Origin of the sequence: Clostridium sp. Ade.TY (assembly GCF_000498355.1) — a bacterium.
Taxonomy (GTDB): domain Bacteria; phylum Bacillota; class Clostridia; order Clostridiales; family Clostridiaceae; genus Clostridium.
In genome coordinates this window covers 1-1,301 of record NZ_AVSV01000005.1, presented here as the reverse complement: position 1 = coordinate 1,301, position 1,301 = coordinate 1, and the positions used below count along the sequence as shown (strand labels likewise).

The 1,301-nt window shown below is 22.4% G+C and carries 1 tRNA gene; it reads left to right on the top strand.

From position 1 onward, the window contains the following. Window positions 1-64 precede the first annotated feature (64 nt). Window positions 65-140, top strand: a tRNA-Ala gene (locus tag O212_RS0102985). The last annotated feature ends 1,161 nt before the right edge of the window (window positions 141-1,301 follow it).

The window sequence follows — 1,301 nt, the reverse complement described above, 5'->3', positions numbered from 1 at the left end:
GAGTAGGACGTTGCCAGGTGAAAACAAGAAAAAGATAGTTTAATTACTATCTTTTTTCTGATATGGGGGTATAGCTCAGCTGGGAGAGCACCTGCCTTGCACGCAGGGGGTCAGGAGTTCGAATCTCCTTACCTCCACCATATTTAAGATATATCTATATAGATATATCTTTTTTTTGTTTAATAAAAATATCATCTATGTAAATATTAAGGTAGTATTTGATCTTTTTAAAAAAATGAAAATAGATTAGAAACAAATTTTTGTAACAGATGGTGAGTTTTTATTAATAGAAAGAATTAGTATATACAAAATAGAATTTTAAATAACATTTGGTTTCTTTATAAAATACAGAAGTAAAGAAATGTATAGATAAGAGAAAAACAGGTAAGATATTAAGAATATTTTGTTAATGGAAAGAGATTAGAAGTATTAAAGCATATGACTTGGCAAATCATATATTGTTTAAATATAAATTTTAAGTAATGTTTAATGTTTCGTTGTTTTTTTTTGTAGGGGAAAAAATAATATTATAATTCTTTAGAGATTTGAAATATAAATATTTAAATAGATATTTAAGGTATAGTGGATTTTACTTTGATGCCGTAGACAAAATAAAAAAATAAGAAGAATATAAGAGAAATGATCACATTAATTAAAAAAATATATATAATTTTACGTGTATTATATGAAAGAAGTTGTTGTATTTAAGTATTTTATAAGTAAGTTGGTGTAGTTATCTTAATAAAATTAATTTATTTATATGTTTTAGATTATTTTTATTAATATTAGGTAATATATATGAAGCTCTAAAAAGAAAAGCTATATATTATAGTTAATAGATACATATGAATTTTTAAAAGAGAAGCAATATAATAAAAAGATAATTTAAAAGTATTTTAAAATATGAATAATTAAAGTTTATATGGTACATAATAATCAAAGTAAAGGTAATTAATTATTTAAATTAAACTAATTAAATTCTAAATATCGATATTAAAATTTATTAATGTACTGAATTTAGGCAAGTTATGTTAGATTTGATAGTTAAACATATCCTAGCGTATCTATGTATGAAAATGTTATAAAAATAGAGTGATTAATAGAATATGCAGGATAATTCTTTAAATTGATTGTATTTGTATAAATATAGTATTAATTATATGTTATTATTAATTTCGTCGCTTGAGACGATATAAATCGACAAAAACAGACATAAAAAAATATGTCGAAAAGTGTTGACAAGAAATTGTTTGAGTGATATAATAAATGAGTCGCTTGAAGGCGACGAGATAAAATGGTCT